Source organism: Vibrio sp. B1FIG11, from assembly GCF_905175335.1.
GTDB classification, from domain to species: Bacteria; Pseudomonadota; Gammaproteobacteria; order Enterobacterales; family Vibrionaceae; genus Vibrio; species Vibrio campbellii.
Genome location: NZ_HG992751.1, coordinates 1254315 through 1277406, shown reverse-complemented (window position 1 = coordinate 1277406; position 23092 = coordinate 1254315). Strand labels below are relative to the sequence as shown.

The window sequence follows — 23092 nt, the reverse complement described above, 5'->3', positions numbered from 1 at the left end:
CCGTCATAAATCCTTGTTTTAATGCGACCGCTTTTATAAATAAGGAATATACAATGAAGCACTTAGTGACCCCAATCGTAACCGCAGTGGCGGCTTCGACGCTCTCTTTCAATGCCCTATCGGCAGAAATCAAAAACGTTATTTTAATGATTGGCGATGGCATGGGCCCACAACAAGTTGGCCTGCTAGAAACCTACGCGAACCATGCGCCGCACTCAATTTACAAAGGTGAAACCACCGCGATATATAAGCTGGCACAAGAAGGTGTGATCGGTTCCTCTTTGACAAACCCTGAAGACGCGATTGTTGTCGATTCAGCCTGCTCTGCGACAATGTTAGCGACAGGCATTCCAACGGCTTCTGAAGTGATTGGTATCGACAGCCAAGGCAACCATGTTGAAACTATTTTGGAAAAAGCGAAAGCAAAAGGGAAAGCGACTGGCTTAGTATCAGACACCCGAATGACGCACGCGACACCTGCAGCTTTTGCCTCGCACCAACCACATCGTTCACTCGAAAACAGCATCGCTGTAGACATGCTAGAAACTGGCGTCGATGTGATGCTATCTGGTGGCCTTCGTCATTGGATTCCAAAGTCAACCAACGACAAAGGCGATACATACAAGCAACTTGAGCAACTCACTCAAGGTGATGTTTACCTAAAATCAAAGCGTAAAGATGAGCGTAACCTGCTGACTGAAGCTCAACAACAAGGGTATAGCTTAGCGTTCAACCGAAATATGCTTGAAGAGGCGAAGGGCGACAAAGTCCTAGGCCTATTTGCCTACTCTGGAATGAATGATGGCATCACTTACAGCCAAAGCAAAGGCGATCCAAAGCGCACCCAACCTTCTCTCAAAGAGATGACCGAGAAAGCGTTAGATGTGCTTTCAAAAGACAAAGACGGCTTCTTCCTAATGGTTGAAGGTGGACAGATTGACTGGGCTGGCCACAGCAATGATGCGGGTACCATGCTGCATGAACTGATCAAATTCGATGAAGCGGTAAATTCTGTTTATGAATGGGCAAAAGGCCGCGAAGATACTCTTGTGATCGTCACCGCCGATCATGAAACCGGCTCTTTTGGCTTTAGCTATTCCTCATCTGATGTGCCGAAGCCAGAGAAACGCAGCGGAGAAGCATTTGCCAAACGCGATTTCGCACCAAATTTCAACTTCGGTAAATTTGATATTCTGGATGGCCTCTACAATCAAAAGCAAAGCTACTACGGTATGATCAGTGAGTTCCAAAAGCTTGATAAAGCGAAACAAACCCCAGAAAAGCTGGCTGAAATTGTGAACGCCAACAGCGACTTTTCGATCACAGCAGAACAAGCAGAACGCGTATTGGCCAGCAAACCAAACCCTTACCGTTTAGCGAGCCACAAATACTTGAGTGAAGAGAATGTTCCTGCCATTAACGACTTTGATGCCTTCTTCCCATACAACGACAGAGGCAATTTACTAGCGCGTGAACAGGCAACCAAACAAAACACCGTTTGGGGCACAGGAACGCACACCCATACGCCTGTGAACGTCTTCGCATGGGGGCCTGCTGATACCATTCTACCAGTTTCAAAAATCATGCATCACTCGCAACTTGGCGAATACCTTATCAAGCAAATCAACTAATCCATGCTCCGCACTGACTATACTGGTGCACTTTCACGCCCTCATTTGAGGGCGTTTTTTATACTCAAAATAGTTGACGCTCTGCGTCTCAAACGCCAATATCTGCAAGTCATTTATAAAACAAACAACATCACATGTGCGAAATATTTGCTAAACAACCTCAGGAAAATTATCAATTTATCACCCGATCTATCCGCATTGATGGCCATTCCACCAGCGTCAAATTAGAATCGAGCTTTTGGCTAATTCTTGAAGAAATTGCTTCTGCTCAAGATATGACAGTGCCTAAGTTTATCAGTACGGTTTACCAAGAAGCGTTAGAACACAATGGTGAAGTCAATAACTTCGCATCACTACTACGCTGTGCTTGCCTTACTTACGCGCGTCAGCCACAAGCGACCCTTTCTCAAGCCCTTAACGAGCTCAGCTAAGCCCTGATTTTATTGTCGTACCCGAGTACTACCTATTGCGCGCTAAAACTGATTAGTCTTAGCGCAATATTAAGGAGTACTCATGACAAAAATGATTCATACCATGATCCGCGTAAGCGATCTGGAGCGTTCCCTTAAGTTTTACCGCGACGCACTTGAGCTAGAAATCAAAGACCAATACGTATTCGACGGCTTTTCTCTTACTTATCTAGCCAATCCTGAAACGGACTTCGAGCTAGAGCTCACCCATAATCACGATCAAAGCGAGCCTTACACACACGGCAATGGCTATGGCCATCTTGCTGTCAGCGTAGAAGACATTGCCGCAACTCACCGACGCCTCACCTCGCTGGGTATTGAAGCCAGTGACATCAAAGTCTTTGATCATCAGGAAAGACACTTAGCGACATTTTTCTTCATTACTGATCCGGACGGCTACAAGATTGAGTTCTTGCAGCGTCAAGGTCGGTACCTTTAGTAACGGTATCAGTCATAAAGATACCTTCCATAACAACAAAGAAGTAAATACAACTATGATTCATTTAACTGCTGCATTTCACGCAAAAACAGACACCATCACACAACTTAAGCAAGCGCTAGAAGCCATGCTAGAACCGACTCGAAACGAGACCGGCTGCCTACGCTACCAATTGTTCCAAAACAAAAACGATCCAAGCCAATTCTTGTTCCAAGAGCAGTTTGCAGACCAAGCTGCGTTTGACGCACATTGCAACACGGCACATTTTCAATCGCTTCTGGCTGAGATTGATGGCTTGCTTGTCTGTGAACCTACGATCACTTTCTTCAACGAGATCTAATCTCGAAGCCCTATCAATAAACCAATAAAAAAAGGCGCTCATGTTGAGCGCCTTATTTGTTGGTAAGATTTATTGGATAGGTAACAGAAAAAGCTTACGCCTCTTTCTTTTCTACCATATGCAGATGCACATCTTGTTGTGGGAACGGAATCGAAATGCCTTCGCGATCGAAACGCAGTTTCACTTCTTTAGTCACATCCCAATACACATCCCAGTAATCGTCAGTCTTCACCCAAGGACGAACAATAAAGTCCACTGATGAAGTATTTAGCGTGTGCACCTTAATGTTTGGCTCTGGTGAACGTAGTACTGATGGGTGTGAAGTAAGAATATCGTTCAACACTTCTTCAGCTTTTAACAGGTCATCCGCGTAACCAATACCAAATACCATATCAACACGACGAATACGCTCGTGCGTCACGTTCTTGATCACATCACCCCAGATCTTGCTATTTGGCACGATGATGATTTGGTTGTCGAACGTTCGGATTGTAGTGTTTACCAAGCTCATGTGGCTAACTTTACCATCGACACCACCCGCATAAACAAAATCACCGACATCGAATGGACGGTAAATAAGCAGCATCATACCCGCAGCAAAGTTCGATAGCGTATCTTGTAATGCAAAACCGATGATCACACCGGCAATACCGAAACCGGTAAGGATTGGAGCAAGGTTAAGACCGATTTGTGACAGGCCAACCATGATACCGATGATCCACACTGCTTTACCCGACATCGAGATAAAGAAGTCTTGCATCAAATGCGACATTTTTAGGTTCTTCGATGCAACCGTCTTACTCACCACTTTGCGGGTTAATTTCGCTAAAGCGCGGGCGATCAAAAGAATCAGAGCAAACACAAACAGCTGGAAGATGTGCTGCGGAGCATTTTCTGCAAACCAGTCGACGGCTGAATTTGACCAATGACTTAGGATAGACAGAATGACTTTTGTATTGAGCAAGTCATGAGTGATGCTACCTGTCACCTCAAAGATCTGACGTTTGTATTCAGACGTCTCAATACCTACTTTATCGCCAATTGAAATCAGCGTACGTAGGCTGTCAGTGGCAATGTTTAGACGCTGCTTAAGAATCAGTTGGCTCAGTTGCAACGACGCTTTTTCTGACTCTGGACTAGAAGAAACTTGTGAACTGATGATCTCACTTTGCTGCTTTAAGTATTGAATCGATGCAGATAGCAGACGCATGCGCTTATCAACGCTGTCTTTAAAGTCAACGTCCGCATCTTCATCTTGCACGCCCAGCATCTTCAACCAATTCAGGTTTTGCCAGCTCGACTCGTAACTCACATCAAGGTATTGCTGAAGTTCACGGTACTCGTTAACCAGTGAAAGCTTATCTTCGTCTTTTGCAGAATTAAGCTCACCGTTCAGCGTTTTGATCTTGTCATCAAGGTACGCGACAGCGCCTTCTGAGTACTTCTCTTGAGTTTGTACTAACTTAATAAGCTGCTCATGAGGAATCGATTTATTACTGATCGCGGTTGAAAGGCGGCTTCTCAGCTCTTCATTTTTTTGAAACAGTTGAAGCTGAAGCGCGTCACGCTCGTCACCACTGGCTAGTTTTAACGTTTCAGATAAGTCAATGATATCTTTATTGATATTATCAATCGCTTGTTCAGCAGCAGACACTGTTGGAGCCTCAGCAGGCGCTTCCGAACTTTCTGTCGCACGCACAATGAAAGAGCTCATCGTTAACGCCAACACCGTAAATAAAACCACCAGCGGTGTAAAACGCACTTTTAGGGGAGATAGTAACGTCATTTTTACCTCGTAAGAGACACTACTCGATCTAAGCGATCAAGAATCGGGATATAAAGCCTTGAAATTATATGCTCTAAGTTTACAACACTGAACATAAATTAGAGCGCCTTCTTTAAATAACATGCCTCACTCTTCATAAAAGCACCTTTATAGCAACCTTTTTCTAACACCAAACACCATACTTTTACGATATCTGTTCTTTAGGACACAAAACCGAACAAAACATCGCCAGCAATACGCATCCTGACACATAAATAAGGCTATTTTATAAATGCCTGCTATATCTATTTTGCTGCCGGCGTTGTTAGTCGACCAACCAATAGAACTAACAATAAAAACAACAAATTCAATAAGATAAAGGATTAGAAGATGCCACTCCATAAAAAATCGGCCTTGAAAGGCTCTATTCTCGACGACGTCTACTGTTCTAAAGATCTCTCTATTGTGATGCCCAAGTATCGCATTCCTGAAAACGAGCATGCGGCCTCTCACGCTTATCAAGTCGTCCACGATGAACTCATGCTAGATGGAAACTCCCGCCAAAACCTAGCGACGTTCTGCCAGACCTGGGCGGAAGACGAAGTTCATAAGCTGATGGACGAGTGCATCGATAAAAACATGATCGATAAAGATGAGTATCCACAAACAGCAGAGATTGAGTCTCGTTGTGTGCACATGTTGGCTGACCTTTGGCATGCTCCTCATGCAGAAAACCCAATGGGTTGCTCGACAACAGGATCGAGTGAAGCAGCCATGCTAGGCGGAATGGCGCTCAAGTGGGCGTGGCGCGAAAAAATGAAGAAGCAAGGCAAACCGACTGACCGCCCTAATCTCATCTGTGGTCCAGTACAAGTGTGTTGGCATAAGTTTGCTCGCTATTGGGATATTGAATTACGCGAAATACCAATGCAAGGCGATCGCTTAATCATGACACCAGAGGAAGTGATCAAGCGCTGTGATGAAAATACGATCGGTGTGGTGCCAACACTTGGTGTGACTTTTACGTGCCAATACGAGCCTGTAAAAGAGGTGCATGATGCACTGGATAGGCTCCAAGAAGAAACAGGCTTAGATATCCCCATTCACGTGGATGGTGCAAGCGGCGCGTTTCTCGCTCCATTCTGCGACCCTGATTTAGTCTGGGACTTCCGATTACCTCGCGTGAAATCGATCAACGCATCTGGGCATAAGTTTGGTCTTTCACCGCTTGGCGTTGGATGGGTTGTATGGCGCGATGCGGACGCTTTGCACGAAGACCTGATCTTCAACGTCAACTACCTTGGTGGCAACATGCCAACCTTCGCCCTCAACTTCTCTCGTCCTGGTGGGCAAATCGTAGCTCAGTACTATAACTTCCTTCGCCTTGGCCGTGAGGGTTACCGCAAAATCCATGAAGCCTGTTATGACACTGCTCGTTACCTTGCTCAAGAGATCGAGAAAATGGGTATGTTCCACATTATCTATGATGGACACGGCGGTATTCCTGCACTGAGTTGGTCAATAAAAGAAGGGGCAAATCCAGGGTTTAATCTTTACGATCTTTCTGATCGTATCCGGTCTCGTGGTTGGCAGATCGCAGCGTATGCGATGCCGGCGGAACGTGAAGACTTGGTCATCATGCGAATTTTAGTCCGTCACGGTTTCAGCCGTGATTTGGCTGACTTACTGATCACGGATTTGCAGCACTGCGTGGACTTCTTCGACAAGCATCCAGTCGTAAACGGCAGCGATGCAGACGAGTCTAGTAACTTCAATCACGGCTAATTGTCCCCTTCCACATAGAGCAGGGAGCCTCGTGCGCTCCTTGCTTTTTTAACGTTTAAAATCACAGGTGACAGTATGTCTTTTCTTTTTAGTTACTTGTCCGAAAACCCATTCGTATTTCTGTTTTTATCACTCGCTATTGGTTACCCACTTGGCCGATTGACCTTTAAAGGGGTGAGCTTAGGCACCACAGCAGGCACATTGGTGGTGGGCGTTGCTCTAGCGCTGACTTCGTTCTCTGTCTATGGATTAAAAATTGAAGAACCCGGTCTGGTCTCAGACATCTTCCTAATGATGTTTATGTATGCCATCGGGATGAAAGTTGGCCCTCAATTCTTCTCTGGGTTGGCTCGCGGTGGCATCGACTTTGTCGTAATTGGCTTGATTGTCGTATTCAGCAATTTCGCAATCGTGGTCATCGGCGCCAAACTGATGGGGTTAGAGCCCGGATATGCCGCCGGAATCATCTCCGGTAGTTACACAGTGACGGCAGTGATGGGGGTCGCGCAATCAGCCATCAGCTCGGGGGCATTTACGCCACCAGAAGGTATGAGTATCGACCATGTTAGTGCGAACATTGCTGCAGGCTACGCGATTAGCTACGTCTTATCGACCGTACTCATTATCCTATTTATCAAGTACCTTCCTTCCCTTTTTGGTATCGACCCTGTGCAAGCAGGTAAAGACGCCGAAGCGGAATTCTCGACGGGCGACGACGATGAAAAGCTACCAAGTACGTTTGGATTTTCAGATGTTGGCGTCCTTCCAATTGATGTTCGCGCCTATAAAGTGACACATCAGGAACTCGTCGGGCGTTCAGTCCAGGAGCTGTACCAGTCTTTCCCTGACGCAGCGGTCCTAAAAGTCGTACGAGGCGATGAAGTGATCGACGCTTCACAGAATCCAACTCTAGCTCTTAATGACGTGATTGGTATTCGCGGTGAATATCGCGTGTTAATTGCGGAAGGTGAGGCCGATATTGGGAACGAGGTTGATGAGCCGCGTGCGAGAAATGTCGACATTGAAGTCGCCGACATCCATGTCGGTAAGTCAGAGCATGCTGGTAAAACCATTGCTCAATTACATGCTGAAGTTGGTTTTGGTGTTTATTTCAAAGCGATATTCCGACAAGGCCACCAGCAGCCTTTATTGCCTCAAACCAAAGTCGAAGTTGGGGATGTCATCCGTATCGCTGGTTCCAAATGGTGTGTCGAAAAAACCGCGTCACAACTGAACAGTATTGCCATTGTTGAGAGCACGGTGACAGAGACTTTTTATCTCGCCTTATCATTGCTTGTTGGCTATATTTTCGGTCACTTTAGCGTCACGTTAGCGGGAATTCCATTTGCACTTGGTACCTCTGCAGGCTGTATGTTGACTGGTATTGTGTTCTCCTTCCTACGAACACGAAACCCTGCCTTTGGCGGACCAATGAGCGAAGGCGCAAGAAGCTTCTTACAAGATATTGGTCTTAACCTGTTTGTTGCTGTGCTTGCCGCTACAGTAGGTCCAAAAATCTTGGCCTCGTTTCAAGGCATTATCGTCATAAAAATAGCGTTACTTGGTGTGACAGCCGCTTTGGTGCCTCCGTTGTTGGCTTGGTTGTATGGTTTGTACTTCCGTAAAATGAACCCGGCAATTTTGGCAGGCGCCTGTGCTGGAGGCCGAAACAGCACTCCTGCAATGAAAGGGGCTCAAGATGCAAGTCAAAGTGATATGCCAGCCATCGGCTACCCTGTCCCTTACGCCCTGACTTCTGTCTTAGTGTTGATTTTGGGCTACATTGCAATGGTCATTAGTTAATGAAGAATCTGCACATTACCCACAATGAACTATCATTTAAGCGAACTGAACGCTAATTGATTAAAGATTAAGGAGAAATCATGGGCTTTCTATCTTGGATTATTCTAGGCTTGATTGCTGGTGCATTAGCTAAATGGTTGATGCCAGGTAATGATGGCGGCGGTTGGATTGCAACTATGGTACTGGGTATCGTGGGCGCTTTCGTTGGTGGCTTCTTAGGAAGCTTTATTGGCCTTGGCGCTGCAGACGGCGTGAATATAGGCAGCATCATCACCGCAACGTTAGGTGCTTTCGTTGTATTGTTTGTCTACAACCGCTTTATTAAAGGTTGAGCGAGTTTCAGTCCCTTAAAAACAAACAAGCCTTTCATAATGAAAGGCTTGTTGACGTTCGGCTATGGGCGATTTGGGTGATTCAAAATGTGATCTTCCCAGTCCACCACATCGATTTCATACACCACTTTGTTTCGTACACTTTCTCCTGCTGCGTGCATTGCAGACTTAGAGCCAGTGATTAATGGGTGCCACTCTGGCAGCGGTTGGTTTTCTGCCAACAAGCGGTATGCACAAGTGTGTGGCAGCCATGTAAAGTCATCAATATCTTCACGCGTCAGCTTGGTGCACTCTTCGCCTGAAGTGAAACGGTTCGGGTAGTCTTTACACGAACATGTTTTGCTGTTCAGCCAACTACACGCCACGTTGGTGTAATAGATTTCATCCGTATCTTCATCCATTAGCTTGTGCAGACAACACTTGCCACACCCATCACAGAGCGATTCCCATTCTTCTTCTGTCATGTGCTCTAACGATTTACTTTGCCAAAATGGAGTGCTCATACGCTTACTACTTATTACTGAATGGGATTGAATTGGGTGCGTTTTATACCCCTCTGAACGGCAAAATTCAAGTTTTACGGCCTTACTGGAGTGATAGGAGCATTGAGTAAGATTTGTTCGTATTTAGCCAAGTGATCTTGTGGATAGGAATTTACTCACACCTCTTCCAATCTGGCGAGAAATGTCCATAATGCCCCCTTCATTTTTACGAGGGCTTTTAGATGGATTGTCGATTAGGTTGTGGGGCATGCTGCATTGCACCGAGTATCTCTTCCCCTATTCCTGGCATGCCAAATGGCAAACCAGCGGGCGAACGTTGCGTTCAATTGAATGACGACAACCTATGCAAGCTATTCGGAAAAGCTGAGCGACCAAAAGTTTGCCACGAATTCAAACCGTGTCCGATCGTGTGTGGCAAAACCAATCAGGAAGCTTTGAGCAACATTACTGAGCTAGAACTGCTCACTTAATCGTTACCCAATTCTCTCAGGTAGAGGTAAATCGTATCACGCGAGATACCTAGGTGGTTGGCCACCATTAATACCGCATCTTTGTATTTGAAAATCCCCAAACCTTGTAAGCGTGTCACTAGCTCTCGATTGCGTTTAGATGGGCTAATTGCTTCGTTCGACCACACTTCTGATTGAACCGTTTCAATCGTACTAATGATGGTCTCATCAATATTACGAGCAAACGTTTCTGGGGATTGCGACCCAGTACAACACGGGTTCTGCTGTGGTGGCATGATGGAACGCAAGAAGTCTTGCATTGGCACATCCATATCCACGTTAATACAAAGCAGGCCAATCGGCTTGTTTTTTGGGTTGCGGACGATAGTGGTGATCGAGTGCAAGGTCTTTCCGCTCGCCGTTTTAGTCAGATACGAGTCTGAAACGTCCTTGCCCTCAAGTAGCTTCATTCTTGCTAAGTTGGTAATTGGCGCGCCTTCTCCACGTTCAGTGATATGGCCATTGGCAATTTTGATGATTTCCGGTGCTTCTGCATCAAGACTGTGAAGAACGACTTCAGTATGCTCACCGTACATACGGGCAATGCCATCGACAACGTTCTTCATTGAATTCAAAATATCTAAATCACTTTTGGTGAGTTTCTTAAGCTGCAATTTACTTCCCTTAGCAAAAACTTTGAGGCTAGGCCGACATGATATCGATAATAGATTTATCAGTATACGGCATACCAAGCCTAACCATAGAGCCTACGTTTCTTATTGTTTGTTCAACTTCGTCGCCTACTATACCTTGATTCTTCACACTGTGGTTACCCATCGCCATCAAATATGAGCGTACTGCCGTAGTAGAAGAAGTGCAGACTTTCATCGCACATGAGGATTTTGCGCCATCGCACACCATGCCCGAACTATCACTGATAACGTTTTGAATCGCATCACAGGATTGCTCGAACGAACCACCTGCTAGGTATACCAACGCCATGGATGCTGCAGCACTGGTTACCGTGTTGCCACAAAAAGCAGACAGTGGTGGGTAGTAAGACTTTATGTATATAGCGCCTAGATGGCTCATGATCAGAGCTCTTGCTAATTGCTCTTCACTACTTTGGAAGGCTTCAGCTGCAATCACCACTGGCATAGTTGCCGCGATACCTTGATTACCACTGCCGAAATTACTCATGGCTGGTAATGTAGCGCCGCCCATTCGAGCATCTGATGCGGCAGAAGTCATCATTTGGATTCTGCTCATCAGATCATTGCCAAGTAAACCTTGTTCGATATTGCCTTTTAATGTCCGGCCAATTTCTAAACCGTAACCTCGGTCAATACCCTCTTGCGCTAAGGAAGAGTTGAGTTCCGCTGCTTGCAGAATGAATTTGATGTCATCAAATGGCGCTTGAAGGGCAAAGTCGTAAATCTGCTTAATGGAGATATCAACCCCTTCACATACCGATCCTGTCGCAACACGTTGCTGCTGCGGGGCATCAAACGTCACCACTCCATTTCGAGTGATCTGAATGATGTTAGTGTGCCCACCGCTGATGGTCACCGAGACTGTGTCTTCTCCAGCGCTCATGGTCACGCTGCAAAAGATAAATTCTTGTGTATCAATGCGAGCAACACTGACTCGCTCTTCATCAATAAGTTGCTGGGCAGCAGTCACATCGTCTTGATTAATTTTAGCGAGCACTTCCAGTTCTGCGTTTGGGTCTCCCGCTAATGCGCCAACTGACGCCGCGATCTTAAGGCCAATTTTCCCGGTACCGGGAACGTAAACCCCCATTGAGTTTTTAAATAAGTTATCTGAGACACGGACTTCAATCGTATCCGGGGTTTGGCATCCAAGCTCACGCTTTGCAACTGCTGCCGCATATGCAGCAGCAATGGGTTCTGTACATCCGAGGGCAGGTTTTACAACTTGCTTAATGATTTGGATATATTGGTTCCATTGCTGATTCATGCTTCTTCTCCGTATTACTTTTTACTAGCAATCGCTTCAACTTCAATCAAAACACCTAGCGGAAGATCTTTCACCGCAAAGCAGCTTCGTGCTGGGCAATCTTTTTGGAAAAATTCTGCATACACTTTGTTGAATTCCGCAAAGTCGCTAATGTTTGCCAAGTAACACGTCGTTTTTAAAACCGTATCTAAACTGCCGTTACCAGCTTCAAGCACATGTTTTAAGTTCGTTAGAGATTGATGACTCTGAGCAGTAATCCCTCCCTCTACTACTTTACCTGTCGCGCTATCAACTGGGAGCTGGCCAGAAGTAAAAATCAAATCCCCGTAAGTGGTACCGTGTGAATATGGGCCAATTGCGGCAGGGGCGTGCTCTGAAGCGATCAATTCTTTCATGTTAATCCTCACATAGTTTTTAGTTTTAGTCGTAAAACTCAGCTTTCGCTTTCGTTTTTCAAAGCTATTCTTTCAACTATACATGAGCAAAACAACCACTACAGATCACACAAATCGATCTAAATTCAGATTTTATTGAGTATTTTTGCCGAGATCTCAAATTTATCTGAATTTTCCACAAAAAAATTGTTGTTAATCTTTTTCTCAAATAGATTTGAGAAAAATTCATACTAACAAAGAGAAAACGACAATGAGCGTTACTGTACCTACACAAACTCTTCCAATAACTAAAGAACCACCTCACGTTAAAGCCGGAATGACAGCCACGGAATGGAAAGCGGCGACTAAGTTTGATAGCACTGACTGGGGCTGGGTAATCATGAGTATCGGCATGGCAATCGGTGCTGGTATTGTTTTTCTTCCAGTAAAAGTGGGCGTACTTGGTATATGGGTATTTCTTGCCTCCGCGGTGATTGGTTATCCAGCGATGTACTTGTTCCAACGCCTATTTATTAACACGCTTTCCACCTCTCCTAAGTGTCAAGACTATGCGGGGGTTATCTCAGGCTACCTTGGTAATAAATGGGGCGCTTTGTTAGGCGTACTCTACTTCATCATGTTGGTGATTTGGGTATTCGTATACTCGACAGCAATCAATAATGACTCAGCCTCTTTCCTACACAGCTTTGGTATCACTGAGGGGCTGTTGTCGGAAAACCCGTTGTATGGTCTAGCATTGGTTTGCGCTTTGGTGGCGATCGCGTCTCGTGGCGAAAAGATCTTATTTAAAGTCAGTACGGGCTTAGTGCTAATTAAGCTTTGTACCGTTGCCCTGTTGGGTTTCATGATGGTAGAAAAGTGGGATTTAGCTAATATCGGTACGGTACCAACGGCTGGTGCTGGCTTAAAAGATGCGATTGAACTGCTGCCGTTCACCCTTACTTCTATCTTGTTTATCCAAAGCTTGAGCCCGATGGTGATCTCTTACCGTTCAAAAGAGAAGTCTATTGAAGTTGCCCGTTTTAAAGCGATGCGCGCCATGAATATCGCTTTTGGCATTTTGTTTGTGACTGTGTTCTTCTACGCGATTTCTTTCACGTTGGCGATGTCTCATGAACAAGCCGTCCGTGCAGCAAACGAGAACATCTCTGCGCTTGCGATGGTTGCTCAAGGCATGGACGGCACAACTTTGAAGCTTCTTAGCTTGATGCTAAACATCTTCTCTGTGATGACGGCATTCTTCGGTGTGTACTTAGGTTTCCGCGACTCTTGCCAAGGCCTTGCCATGCTAGCGCTGAAAAAAGTGATGCCAGAAGAACAAATCAATCGCGAACTCGTCACCAAAGGCATCATCTTATTTGCCATCCTAATGGCTTGGGGAGCAATCGTGCTCAACTTACCGGTGTTGAGCTTCACTTCGGTATGTAGTCCTATCTTCGGTTTGATCGGCTGTTTAATCCCAGCTTACTTGGTATACCAAGTGCCTTCTTTACATAAATACAAAGGCGCTTCACTTTACCTGATCATCGCAACGGGCATCCTACTTTGTATTTCACCATTCATCGCATTTAGCTAACGATTAGCATCACTAGTCGAACAATTCCTCTCACCTCGGTTATCCATCTTTATGATGATGACCGAGGTTTTCCTTTTAACTCATTTACCTACCCATTCCGTTTCATATCTGAGACAAAATCACTCCAAACCTATATTTAGGTTAATTTCCGTGCTTCAACTCACACTTTTCTGACAATTCTCTACTATGTTCAGCGGGTAATCTAAATCCGATATAGGAAACAACATGAATAAATACATGGCAGAGGTTTTTGGTACTTTTTGGTTAGTACTTGGTGGTTGTGGTAGTGCAGTATTAGCGGCTGGTTTCCCAGATGTAGGCATTGGTCTACTGGGCGTTTCTCTTGCTTTCGGTCTAACCGTTCTTACTATGGCATTTGCAATTGGCCATATCTCAGGTTGTCACCTAAACCCAGCAGTAACCATCGGTTTGTGGGCCGGCGGTCGCTTTGATACTAAAGACGTAGTGCCTTACATCATCGCGCAAGTGATTGGTGGTGTGATTGCAGGTGGCATACTTTACGTAATCGCAACGGGTCAAGCGGGCTTTGACGTGGTTGGTTCTGGCTTTGCTGCGAACGGTTACGGCGCACATTCTCCAGGCCAATATTCAATGGTTGCGGCTTTAGTGACTGAAGTTGTGATGACGATGATGTTCCTAATCGTGATCATGGGTGCGACAGACAAACGTGCACCACAAGGCTTTGCACCTATCGCTATCGGTCTATGTTTGACACTGATTCACCTAATCAGCATCCCTGTGACAAACACATCGGTTAACCCAGCGCGTAGCACTGGTGTTGCGGTATTTGTTGGCGACTGGGCGGTTTCTCAGCTTTGGCTATTCTGGGTAGCACCAATCGTTGGTGGTATTCTAGGTGCACTTATCTACAAAAATCTACTTGGTACAGAATCAAACGATTAATCGATTCTCGAACCTCAAGATCAAAAAAAGCCGCTGAATTCAGCGGCTTTTTTATTAAATCTTGTGTCGACCCAGAAGGGAGTGTGACAAGGTAGTCCCGTCCACGAGCTCAAGCTCGCCGCCTACTGGTACACCGTGTGCAATGCGGCTTGCTTCCACTTGGTGTTCTTTACAAAGTTCTGCGATGTAATGAGCCGTCGCTTCCCCTTCTACCGTTGGGTTGGTAGCGAGAATCACCTCAGAGATATCTCCGCGGCGCAGACGGTAATCCAATACATCTAGACCAATATCACTTGGACCAATTCCGTCCAGCGGTGATAAATGTCCCATCAGAACAAAGTATCGACCCGAGTATTGACCCGTTGCTTCTACTGCTGCGATGTCTGCCGGACTTTCTACCACACAAATCTGACCATTTTCTTGGCGTTTTGGGTTAGTACAAATATGACAAACTTCTTCTTCAGTGAAAGTACGACACTCGGTGCAATGGCCAATTTCTGTCATTGCTTGGCTCAGCGCATCTGCCAGTTGCAGACCGCCTTTTCTATCACGCTGTAACAAATGAAAGGCCATACGCTGCGCCGACTTGGGGCCAACCCCAGGTAGACAACGTAAGGCCTCCATCAATTGTTCCAGCATATGACTGGTACGCATTGAAAATCCGCTTAGTTAGAATTCAGCAGATTAGAATGGCATTTTCATGCCTGGTGGTAGTTGCATACCGCCAGTTACTGAAGCCATTTTCTCTTTTTGAGTTTCTTCAACGCGACGTGCTGCATCGTTGAATGCTGCAGCGATAAGATCTTCTAGCATCTCTTTGTCGTCTTCCATCAGACTTTCATCGATTTCTACACGACGCACACTGTGACTACCAGTGATTGTAACTTTAACTAGACCAGCACCAGACTCGCCAGTTACTTCCATATTCGCGATTTCTTCTTGAAGCTTTTGCATGCGATCTTGCATTTGCTGGGCTTGCTTCATTAGGTTGCCCATACCGCCTTTACCAAACATGTTTATCTCTCTGGTTTAATTAGGTGTTGCATCTGTTAATGGGGTTGTCACTTTGGGTTTTCAACCCCATTCCGTTCAATTTTTAGATAGGGCGTACACTATCTTTATCAAGCTCTGCAGCGAATCGACGTTCGATGAACTGAACGTGTGGATCGTTTTCTAAACTGTTCAGCGCTTGCTGTAATTTCTCTTGGTAGAGTCTATCTCTCAACTCTAGTGGCGTCTCACCACTTTCGCTAACATCAATACTCAGGTGACACTCTTCACCCAACACATGGTTTAGTGCACTGTGCAGCTCACTTTGCGCTCTGTCGGTGTTCAAGTGTGCCTGACTGCCTCTTAATTGTAGCGAAACTGTCGAGCCTTCTTTGTTGAAATGCGAGTTTAATGCAAGTTGTTCAACCAACTTAGGCGTATCCATCTTGCTAATCAGGTTCGCCCACTCGCTTTTCTCTAGTGATTCATCAACCAGTTTTTGCGCCATTTCTGGCGTCTTTTCGTGCTCTAGCGCTTGCTTGAGCTGCGTAGGTGTCAATTGCGTATTGGCTTTCTTTTCAACCGGTTTGGTTGGTCGCCAACGGTACGCTTCATCCTCTGGAGCTTGTTTTTCAGCTTGAGGAGCAGACTTAGGCGACACCTGCGCGGAATTGCCATGCAATTGCGCTAGACGGTCAATAACCGATTCTTTTTGTGCAGATGTCGCGTTAGACTTTTTTGGACCACCACTTTGTCCAGGTGCTTGTTGTTGCTGTTGCTGCCCCTGACGCTGTGAACGCAATTGGTGACGCAGGCCACTCAAGTTACTGCGAGCTGGTGCCGGGGCACTTTCTTGTGGCTGAGCCTGTTGAGGAGCTTGCTGCGTTGGTGCAGGGTTCTCACTCATTGGTGGTGCCATATCATATTGTGGAGCCATGTCGTAGCCACCCTGATATTCAGGTTGGTACTGTGGCGCTTCATTCATCGTAGCTGGATTATGGGCCGCTGGCTGGCTCGTTGGCTGAGATACGGCTTGTTGTTGCGGTACCGATGTCATCGGGCGACTTTGCATTTGCTGTGCAGGCGCTTGAGACACTGGTTGCTGTTGCGATGATGTCTGTTGAGATGGCTGCTGTGGAGCCGCTTTTGGCTGACTCGTACTCGCAGCTGGCGCGACTTGTGGCTGTGATGACGTCGAAATTACGTTTGCACCGTTACTGGCTGATGGGCGGAATGCCATCATACGCAATACAATCATTTCCATGCCGACGCGACCATTAGGTGACAACGTCAGATCTTCACGCCCTTTTAAAGCAATTTGGTAGTAAAGCTGAACATCTTGTGGCGTTAGAGCTTTACTCAGTAATTCGATTTTTTCAGCATCAGGTTGAGCCTGACCCAAGGTCGATGGCAGAGCTTGGTACATCGCGACACGATGAAGCTGCGATGCCAATTGTTGTAACAGCCCATCCCACTCCACACCGTTTGATGCAAGTTGCTGGATTTTGTCCATCGCCTGTTGAGGTTGCTTACTGCTGATCGATTCCAGCAAGTGAATCGCTTGGTCTGTATCAATCGTTCCAAGCATGTGACTCACGATATCGGTTTGAATCGTACCGTTACCTAGGGCGATAGCTTGGTCAGTAAGGCTAAGTGCATCACGCATACTGCCATCTGCAGCGTGCGAGATCATGCCAAGTGCTCTTGCTTCTGCAGAAACTTGTTCTTTTTCCAGAATATGGTCAAGTTGCTGATGAATATCATCAACACTGATTGGCTTGAGGTGGAACTGCAAACAGCGCGACAAAATCGTCACTGGCAGTTTTTGTGGATCCGTCGTAGCCAACAAGAACTTCACATACTCTGGCGGCTCTTCAAGCGTTTTTAACAGCGCATTGAAAGAGTGACGCGAAAGCATGTGTACCTCATCGATGAGGTACACTTTAAAACGTCCACGAGCAGGTTTGTATTGAACGTTGTCTAACAGTTCACGAGTGTCTTCAACTTTAGTACGAGAAGCTGCATCGATCTCTAATAGGTCAACAAAGCGACCTTCATCAATCTCACGACAGGTATCACACTCACCACAAGGGTTAGCAGTAATCCCCGTTTCACAGTTCAGGCCCTTAGCAAACAGTCGGCCAATCGACGTTTTACCAACGCCTCGCGTACCGCTAAATAGGTACGCATGGTGTAAGCGATTTTGCGCTAACGCGTTCTCTAGAGCCGTCAGGACATGGTTCTGCCCGACGACTTGATCAAACTTGTTAGGACGCCATTTTCGCGCTAAAGCTAAATAACTCATTGAATGTATTAGTGTCCTTCAAACTCGCAAATGCTGTATACGTTCAGACCTAGACCTTCTAGGCGCTTATCACCACCAATTTCTGGTAGGTTGATAACGAAAGCAGCGTGCTCTACCTCACCACCTAATTGGCGGATCAGTTTTGTTGTTGCTTCAATTGTGCCGCCAGTTGCTAGCAGATCGTCAACAACCAATACTTTATCGCCTTCTACGATTGCATCAGTATGAATTTCTAGCGTATCAACACCGTACTCAAGCTCGTAAGATTGAGCGATTGTAGGGCGAGGCAATTTGCCTGGCTTACGCACAGGAACAAAGCCAACACCGAGTTCAAGTGCTAGAGGTGCACCAAATAGGAAACCACGCGCTTCTGTACCAACCACTTTTGTAAAGCCCATGTCTTTGTATCGCTCAACCAATAGGTTAATCGTTGCTTGGTACGCTTTTGCGTCTTCAAGAAGGCTAGTTACGTCGCGGAAAAGAATGCCTGGTTTTGGGTAATCTTGAATGCTTTTGATGCTAGATCTGATCAGTGAAATTGTTTCTGTAGTCATAATACCGATTTACTTAGATTGGCTCATCACCCTCTGTTCTTATCGCAGTATATATGAGGGCAACAAACAATAGGTTTTCACCGCTATGAGCTCAATTGAATCGAAGTCACAGACGCTGAAAATACAAACGCCCACTCGAAGAGCGGGCACACTATTCTCTACAATCTTAGTGATTTTCTTCCCTGTCAGCAACCAACTCAGTCACAGGCAGGCGCATAAACCAACTCAGTAAAACGATTAGCATCACTAAAAGCGCAATTTTCACCCAAGTAATGGGCGCAACAATGATAGAAACGGTGAAACTCAGCACGATGAAGAACGCACCACGTTGTTTTACCTTGCGCGTGACAGCGCGGTTTTTGTGCCAATTCTCCAGCATAGGGCCAAATGTGTTGTGATCATGCAACCAACGATGAAACGCAGGGCTACCACGCATAAAGCAAGCGCTAGCGAGAAGAATAAAAGGTGTTGTGGGTAATAGAGGAAGGACGATACCGGCAATGCCGAGCATCATGCAGAGTCCACCAGCAATATTGAAAAAGTAACGCTTAATACGAATAGTGGACTCCAGTAGACAATCGTTCGATTAAAAACCTGCGTAACCGTTCATTACGCGAATCCAAGTTAGCGTTGCAGGTAAAGTTGGGATCAAAAGGACTGCAATGAAACCTAGAAAGTAAAAAATATTATAAGGTTCTTTAAAATCTTTGTCTGCCATGTTGCTTCTTCTCACTTGTTGACTTTACTTCTCCCACCTACGCATCGTTAAATTATCGTTGCATAAATGGGTCATTATTGTTTTAAGCGCTGACTATACCTTAAACAACAAATACTAAACACCAGTAAAAAGTAAGGTTATTGAGAAAAATGCGCTCACTAAATGGTTGCGGCAGGCAATAAAAAAGCAGCTTCAAAAAGCTGCTTTTTTACAGTGATTATTAGCTGCTGTGGTTGCTAGTTACATCAGGCGGTTTAATCGGATGATGTTAAGACTAAAGCTCGATGAACCAAGACAACCGATAGAGAGTTGCCCGTTGGTTTTCAGAGGCAAATCTCTTGTAATGAAATTTTTCAAACTTCCATCACCAAGTTTATTTGCAGCTGCTATGTGTTGATTTTCATGGCCATCAGACCACTGACTATCAAGCCCCGCAGGCAGAATCGAAACCGAGGCAGAGGCTAGATCCGCAATACCAAAAACGGCATCTACTGCGCCCGCACACTCAGAGCACTGAATGCCCTTTTCGATGATTTCAACCATGTCTTTCAGATCGGCGCTAAAGCTTTTTAAGTTACGTAAGTAATCATCGAACAACGCACGAACTAATAGCGTAGTCGCCACACCGTCTTTGTCTAACGAAGCTGAATCCACCAAGTAGAAAGCGAATTGACCGTTCATCAACCATCGATAATCAAACACCAAAGGCATGACATCGGTAGATTGAAGTAAACGATACGAGCACTTCCAATCACCCTGCGAAGTGTCTTTCTCAGGGAGCAGAGCATGAAGCAAGTCCCGCGCTGCATTTGGGTTTTGTTGTAAATACTCTAAATGCCAATGCAGTTCTTGTTCATCTGGCATTTCCCCACCGTCATCAACACGGAACCACTGACTTGAAAAGTCGCGTTGCTCCGCAAAATGACAGTCTGAGTCCTCAAGCGTGTTTTCTATCGCTTGAGACAAATGTTCATAGTTTCCGATTGGTTTTGGTAAAAAGTCTTTGATGCCGAAACGCAATGCTTTCGCAACGTCTGACATCTCATCAGTCCCAGAAACGACGATTAATGGCATCGACGGATACTCTAGACTAACTTCCTCGACAAATTCGATCCCGTCTAACACGGGCATAGATAAGTCACACAAGACAAGATCTGGGTGGCATTCCCTTAGTTGTTGAAGCGCCTCAAGGCCATTCTCAGCTTCGACTACCTTAAAACCCTGACTTTCCAAATAAGCACTAGTCACTTTACGAAATATCGGGTCATCGTCCACCAACATGATGAGTTTTTGATTGACCATTTCTTGCGCCGAGACCATTGCCGTTTGACTGTGAGTCTTAAACATACCTTTGCACCTCACAAAGCTCAGTCAAAAAACAAATTTCTACGTTATTATTTTTGTTGTATTTACATCTTACAAAACGTTATGCAGCAAGACGTCAGGCCCTTTCACCTTGTTATAAACCGTAGCCTTAAATTGACGTTTATACAAATATTCCATGGTTTATCAGTGTTTACTAAAAGCGCTATGCTGTGTTCAAATGGTGCAACATGTTGACTTAAAGCAAACTTTGATCACAAAGTTAATTATAAATTAGCCATAAACGGTAGTTTAATGTGTCTGGAAATATGAAATTAGATGATCTAAACCTATTTCGATTGGTTGTCGAAAATGGGAGCTATACCGCAACTTCGCGAAAAACCATGATTCCGGTGGCAACCATCACCCGACGCATTCAAGCGCTAGAAGACTCTGTCAATCTTCGATTGCTGAACCGTCATGCGCGTAAGCTTTCTCTGACTGAAGCCGGGGAACGCTTTTACCATGAATGCTCACCACTGTTGCAACGCCTAACCTCAACCGCTGAAGAGATTACGGATGACTGTCGTGGGGCATCGGGCAAGATAAAAATCTCTGCCCCGTACAACCTGACAAAGCGCATGATGATGCCAATGTTCAATGCGTTCATGAAACAGTACCCAGATATCAACATCGAACTGACAACGGAAAGCAATGCCGATCAACTTGATCCTACTGAGTGGGATGTGATCTTCCGTGTTGGTCCACAACGTGATTCAAGCTTGATTGCACGTAAAATCGGTGAAGTAAAAGACATCCTGGTTGCTAGTCCTGATTACTTGAACGCAAACCCAGCGCCAAATCATGCTGAAGAGCTTTCTAACCACTCTTTGCTAAAAGGCTCACCACTTATCAAGTGGACCCTGATCAACAGCAAGGGCGAGTCTGTGGTGAACGTAGAACGCGGACGTTTCCAAGCTAACGCACTGAACGTAGTACGTAGCTCTTGTTCAGAAGGTTTAGGTATTACTTTGATGCCTGACGTGATGATCAAAGAGTACATCGAAAGTGGTGACTTAGTGCGTATACTGCCTGATTGGAGCGCAAACCCGCGCGACATTTACATGCTGTACAACCACAAAGATCACTTGCCAGAGAAAGTGCGCTTGTTCATCGACTTCGTGATTGCTTACAACATTCACTAAGCTGAGAAACATAAGCGAATAGAAACAAAAAACCAGAGCCTAGGCTCTGGTTTTTTTATATCTTGAGAAGTGCTATTTAAGCGCCTTCATTGTGCAGCTCTAGGTTCGCTAGGTCTTGCTGGATCTCACGCTGTACTTTCGCATCGTCATTGCGAAGACCGTCCAGGAAATCAAGGTATTGTTGGTCAATATCACCCGTTACGTACTCACCGTTAAATACCGAAGTGTCGAACTGAGTGATGTCTTGGTTGCCAAGACCGACTGCCTCAACTAAGTCATCGAGACGCTGGTAGATAAGAGCATCCGCACCAATTTGTTTACAAATAGTATCGTTATCACGACCATGTGCAATCAGCTCTGCCGCACTCGGCATATCGATGCCGTAGACGTTCGGGAAACGAACTTCTGGCGCAGCAGACACCATAAACACTTTGTTCGCTCCTGAGTCACGAGCCATCTCGATGATCTGCTCAGATGTGGTGCCACGAACGATAGAGTCATCGACAAGCAGTACGTTCTTACCTTTGAACTCTGAGCGAATCGCGTTCAGCTTACGACGTACCGATTTCTTGCGCTGCTGTTGACCAGGCATGATGAAGGTACGGCCTACGTAGCGGTTTTTCACGAAACCTTGGCGGTATGGCTTATCGATCGCTTGAGCAATTTGCAGGGCAATATCACAAGAGGTTTCTGGAATTGGGATAACCACATCGATGTCGAGATCGGCGTAGTCTTCACTGATGCGCTCACCAAGCTTCTTACCCATTTCAACGCGCGCACTGTAAACCGAAATCTTATCGATGAATGAATCCGGACGAGCAAAGTAAACGAACTCAAAAATACATGGGTTCAGTTTTGGGTTGTCTGCACATTGCTTAGTGTAAAGCTCACCGTCAAATGTCGCATAAATCGCTTCACCAGGCGCCACATCACGCATGAAGTCAAAACCAACCGCATCAAGTGCAACAGATTCAGAAGCAACCATGTATTCTGTTTTGCCATTTACTTCGCGCTTGCCAAGACAAAGCGGACGAATACCGTGTGGGTCGCGAAATGCAATCATACCGTGACCGATGATCATTGCCGTTACCGCGTATGCACCACGGATGGTTCGATGCACGTTAGTGACAGCGCGGAACACATCTTCTGAAGTGACGTTGCCTTTGACTGTGTCAATTTCATGAGCCAATACATTGAGCAGCACTTCTGAATCTGAAGTGGTGTTAACGTGGCGGCGATCTTTTTCAAACAGTTTCTGACGAACTTCGTGTGCGTTAGTCAGGTTACCGTTGTGGGCAAGTGTAATACCGAAAGGAGAGTTTACGTAGAAAGGTTGAGCTTCTGAGGCACTTGAACTGCCAGCGGTAGGGTAACGAACATGGCCGATACCTACCTCACCTTGTAAGCGTTGCATGTGTCTTGCTTCGAACACATCCTTCACTAAACCGTTCGCCTTACGCAGACGAAAACGATTGCTTTCTATGGTACAAATACCAGCGGCATCTTGGCCACGATGCTGTAACACCGTTAACGCGTCATAAATAGACTGGTTTACAGGCGTTGTGCCCACGATTCCAACAATACCACACATGTCCTAATCCTCGATTTGCGACAGTAGCTGGCACT

Annotated in this window: 24 protein-coding genes; 11 read left to right on the top strand and 13 right to left on the bottom strand. The window is 45.7% G+C overall.

From position 1 onward, the window contains the following. Positions 1 to 53: 53 nt before the first annotated feature. The 4 genes from KHO06_RS05815 (at position 54) to KHO06_RS05800 (ending at position 2880) form a co-directional block, all read left to right on the top strand. Positions 54 to 1631: an alkaline phosphatase gene (locus tag KHO06_RS05815; RefSeq protein WP_212582227.1), complete on the top strand. Its 1578-nt coding sequence runs from the start codon at positions 54 to 56 to the stop codon at positions 1629 to 1631. A 134-nt stretch (positions 1632 to 1765) separates the two neighbouring features. Then, on the top strand, positions 1766 to 2062 hold the full coding sequence (locus KHO06_RS05810; RefSeq protein ID WP_005432964.1) for a ribbon-helix-helix domain-containing protein: 297 nt from the start codon (positions 1766 to 1768) through the stop codon (positions 2060 to 2062). 82 nt (positions 2063 to 2144) lie between these two features. Then, entirely contained in the window at positions 2145 to 2540 is a 396-nt protein-coding gene (locus KHO06_RS05805) for a VOC family protein (RefSeq protein WP_045377359.1), read from the top strand. A gap of 55 nt (positions 2541 to 2595) precedes the next feature. Beyond that, complete coding sequence (locus KHO06_RS05800; RefSeq protein WP_050909897.1) at positions 2596 to 2880, top strand: putative quinol monooxygenase; 285 nt, start codon at positions 2596 to 2598, stop codon at positions 2878 to 2880. Between the two features lie 94 nt (positions 2881 to 2974). Here KHO06_RS05800 and KHO06_RS05795 read toward each other — a convergent pair whose 3' ends face one another. After that, entirely contained in the window at positions 2975 to 4666 is a 1692-nt protein-coding gene (locus tag KHO06_RS05795; RefSeq protein WP_038891450.1) for a mechanosensitive ion channel family protein, read from the bottom strand. A 369-nt stretch (positions 4667 to 5035) separates the two neighbouring features. Between KHO06_RS05795 and KHO06_RS05790 the strand changes: the two genes are divergently transcribed. The 3 genes from KHO06_RS05790 (at position 5036) to KHO06_RS05780 (ending at position 8565) form a co-directional block, all read left to right on the top strand. Next, the gene (locus tag KHO06_RS05790; protein ID WP_012128575.1) at positions 5036 to 6430 is read left to right on the top strand and encodes a glutamate decarboxylase; all 1395 of its coding nucleotides are present in this window, start codon (positions 5036 to 5038) and stop codon (positions 6428 to 6430) included. 75 nt (positions 6431 to 6505) lie between these two features. Further along, entirely contained in the window at positions 6506 to 8233 is a 1728-nt protein-coding gene (locus KHO06_RS05785; protein ID WP_212582226.1) for a transporter, read from the top strand. 80 nt (positions 8234 to 8313) lie between these two features. Next, on the top strand, positions 8314 to 8565 hold the full coding sequence (locus KHO06_RS05780; protein WP_005432892.1) for a GlsB/YeaQ/YmgE family stress response membrane protein: 252 nt from the start codon (positions 8314 to 8316) through the stop codon (positions 8563 to 8565). A 62-nt stretch (positions 8566 to 8627) separates the two neighbouring features. Here KHO06_RS05780 and KHO06_RS05775 read toward each other — a convergent pair whose 3' ends face one another. Then, positions 8628 to 9068, bottom strand: a complete 441-nt coding sequence (locus KHO06_RS05775) for a YcgN family cysteine cluster protein (RefSeq protein WP_005432911.1) — start codon at positions 9066 to 9068, stop codon at positions 8628 to 8630. Positions 9069 to 9289: 221 nt separating this feature from the next. Between KHO06_RS05775 and KHO06_RS05770 the strand changes: the two genes are divergently transcribed. Next, the gene (locus KHO06_RS05770; RefSeq protein WP_005432895.1) at positions 9290 to 9538 is read left to right on the top strand and encodes a YkgJ family cysteine cluster protein; all 249 of its coding nucleotides are present in this window, start codon (positions 9290 to 9292) and stop codon (positions 9536 to 9538) included. On the opposite strand, the gene KHO06_RS05765 is transcribed toward KHO06_RS05770, so the two are convergent. The 3 genes from KHO06_RS05765 to KHO06_RS05755 are packed head-to-tail and all read right to left on the bottom strand — an operon-like array spanning position 9535 to position 11892. Further along, on the bottom strand, positions 9535 to 10191 hold the full coding sequence (locus KHO06_RS05765) for a PAS domain-containing protein (RefSeq protein WP_012128590.1): 657 nt from the start codon (positions 10189 to 10191) through the stop codon (positions 9535 to 9537). The two genes, KHO06_RS05770 and KHO06_RS05765, sit on opposite strands and share 4 nt — an antisense overlap. Before the next feature lie 28 nt (positions 10192 to 10219). After that, positions 10220 to 11497: an L-serine ammonia-lyase, iron-sulfur-dependent, subunit alpha gene (locus KHO06_RS05760; protein ID WP_050909895.1), complete on the bottom strand. Its 1278-nt coding sequence runs from the start codon at positions 11495 to 11497 to the stop codon at positions 10220 to 10222. Positions 11498 to 11511: 14 nt separating this feature from the next. Further along, positions 11512 to 11892, bottom strand: a complete 381-nt coding sequence (locus KHO06_RS05755; protein WP_005432926.1) for a RidA family protein — start codon at positions 11890 to 11892, stop codon at positions 11512 to 11514. A 316-nt stretch (positions 11893 to 12208) separates the two neighbouring features. Here KHO06_RS05755 and KHO06_RS05750 point away from each other — a divergent pair, with 316 nt between their 5' ends. Together KHO06_RS05750 and aqpZ are read left to right on the top strand one after the other, a co-directional pair. Next, positions 12209 to 13468, top strand: a complete 1260-nt coding sequence (locus KHO06_RS05750; protein WP_050918965.1) for an amino acid permease — start codon at positions 12209 to 12211, stop codon at positions 13466 to 13468. 225 nt (positions 13469 to 13693) lie between these two features. Continuing rightward, complete coding sequence (gene aqpZ / locus KHO06_RS05745) at positions 13694 to 14392, top strand: aquaporin Z (protein WP_005432982.1); 699 nt, start codon at positions 13694 to 13696, stop codon at positions 14390 to 14392. A gap of 54 nt (positions 14393 to 14446) precedes the next feature. On the opposite strand, the gene recR is transcribed toward aqpZ, so the two are convergent. From recR to KHO06_RS05715, 7 genes are all read right to left on the bottom strand, one after another. Then, positions 14447 to 15046: a recombination mediator RecR gene (gene recR / locus KHO06_RS05740; protein WP_005432989.1), complete on the bottom strand. Its 600-nt coding sequence runs from the start codon at positions 15044 to 15046 to the stop codon at positions 14447 to 14449. Between the two features lie 30 nt (positions 15047 to 15076). After that, positions 15077 to 15406 carry a YbaB/EbfC family nucleoid-associated protein gene (locus KHO06_RS05735; RefSeq protein WP_005432961.1) on the bottom strand — a complete coding sequence of 110 codons (330 nt, stop codon included), beginning with the start codon at positions 15404 to 15406 and terminating at the stop codon, positions 15077 to 15079. A gap of 82 nt (positions 15407 to 15488) precedes the next feature. After that, positions 15489 to 17687 (bottom strand): DNA polymerase III subunit gamma/tau, encoded by a 2199-nt coding sequence (gene dnaX, locus KHO06_RS05730; protein ID WP_212582225.1) that lies wholly within the window; start codon positions 17685 to 17687, stop codon positions 15489 to 15491. 8 nt (positions 17688 to 17695) lie between these two features. Continuing rightward, on the bottom strand, positions 17696 to 18241 hold the full coding sequence (apt, locus tag KHO06_RS05725; protein WP_005432901.1) for an adenine phosphoribosyltransferase: 546 nt from the start codon (positions 18239 to 18241) through the stop codon (positions 17696 to 17698). Between the two features lie 166 nt (positions 18242 to 18407). After that, positions 18408 to 18812 carry a YbaN family protein gene (locus tag KHO06_RS05720; protein ID WP_038891442.1) on the bottom strand — a complete coding sequence of 135 codons (405 nt, stop codon included), beginning with the start codon at positions 18810 to 18812 and terminating at the stop codon, positions 18408 to 18410. Positions 18813 to 18827: 15 nt separating this feature from the next. Beyond that, positions 18828 to 18959 carry a hypothetical protein gene (locus KHO06_RS26725; protein ID WP_005432936.1) on the bottom strand — a complete coding sequence of 44 codons (132 nt, stop codon included), beginning with the start codon at positions 18957 to 18959 and terminating at the stop codon, positions 18828 to 18830. A gap of 240 nt (positions 18960 to 19199) precedes the next feature. Then, positions 19200 to 20306: a response regulator gene (locus tag KHO06_RS05715; protein ID WP_005432976.1), complete on the bottom strand. Its 1107-nt coding sequence runs from the start codon at positions 20304 to 20306 to the stop codon at positions 19200 to 19202. A 284-nt stretch (positions 20307 to 20590) separates the two neighbouring features. Here KHO06_RS05715 and KHO06_RS05710 point away from each other — a divergent pair, with 284 nt between their 5' ends. Beyond that, entirely contained in the window at positions 20591 to 21466 is an 876-nt protein-coding gene (locus KHO06_RS05710) for a LysR family transcriptional regulator (RefSeq protein WP_005432984.1), read from the top strand. Between the two features lie 76 nt (positions 21467 to 21542). On the opposite strand, the gene purF is transcribed toward KHO06_RS05710, so the two are convergent. Further along, a complete protein-coding gene (gene purF, locus KHO06_RS05705) occupies positions 21543 to 23057 on the bottom strand; it encodes an amidophosphoribosyltransferase (RefSeq protein ID WP_012128598.1) in 1515 nt (504 codons plus the stop codon). Positions 23058 to 23092 lie beyond the last annotated feature (35 nt).